1 protein-coding gene is annotated in these 1,150 nt (G+C 59.8%); it reads left to right on the top strand.

Translation table 11 applies throughout. The features are described from left to right. Window positions 1-41: 41 nt before the first annotated feature. Window positions 42-1,150 (top strand): glycosyl hydrolase (locus tag H8S84_RS19960; protein ID WP_187069179.1); only part of this gene is annotated, 1,109 nt, incomplete at its 3' end.

Genomic DNA, 1,150 nt, shown 5'->3' with positions numbered 1-1,150 from the left:
ATTATTAGTAAAGTCAAATTTTCAACTTTTAGCCAAAAAAGATGAATGCACTAACCTCTTATGCAAATAAGAGAGCTAGCCGGGCCTTTCTTGCCCTCCTGCTCACTTTAGTAACGTGTGTACTAGCCCCCATTTCAGAATCTTTCGCCCAGACCTACGGCGGCCCGATCGTCATCACCAAGGGCGGCACCTACACAGGCAACTGGGAGTCCAGAGACTCCGAGATAGCCGCCGTCGAGATCAAGACCACCGAGCCGGTGGTGATCGAGAACTCCAACATCCGCGGCGCCGGCTACCTGATCAAGAGCTGGGGCTACGCCGCCAACGTGACCGTGCGCCACACCAGGGGCTACGGCATCCAGCAGACCCCCTACTACAACTACAAGAAGCCGCGCCGCTTCCTCACAGTCAACAACTTCACCAACGTGGTGGTCGAGAACTGCTACATGGAGAGCACGGCCGGCATCTACGTGGGCACCCGCTACGAGGGCAACGGCTCGGCGGCCAACTCCATCAAGATCCGCTACAACGTCGCCAAGAACATCGACGGCCGCGTGTACGGCGGGGCCAAGGAGCACTCGCAGTTCGTGCAGTTCAACTACCGCAACACCGCCCCGGGCGTGGAGGTGGCCTGGAACCAGGTGACGAACGAGGCGGGCAACTCCCTGGTGGAGGACAACATCAACATCTACAACACCAAGGGCTCGTCGGGCAACCCCATCCGGATCCACAACAACTACATTTACGGCGCCTACCCCATCCCGCACACGGCCTCCACGGGCTACTCGGGCGGCGGCATCATCACCGACGGCGACGGGGACATCAGCATCGCCCCGGCCCACATCGAGGCCCACGACAACCAGCTCATCAACCTGGGCAACTACGCCATGGGCATCGCAGGCGGCAACAACGTGCGCTACCACCACAACCGGGCCATCAACTCGGCCACCTTCAAGGACGGCACCCGCTTTGCCATGTACACCTCCGGGCTGTGGAGCAAGGACTACTACCACAAGAACACCACCTTCAACAACTCGGTCGACAACAACACCGTCGGCATCACGGCATGGGGCTACGCCAACAACCGCAACGACGTGTCCGTGGCCGAGGCCGCATCCTTCTCGAACAACACGTTTCTCCCTGCTGGGGC

It is taken from the genome of Pontibacter cellulosilyticus, from assembly GCF_014306105.1.
GTDB lineage: Bacteria > Bacteroidota > Bacteroidia > Cytophagales > Hymenobacteraceae > Pontibacter > Pontibacter cellulosilyticus.
The sequence above is the reverse complement of the archived record's forward strand: the minus strand, read 5'-3'. Positions and strand labels throughout refer to the sequence as shown.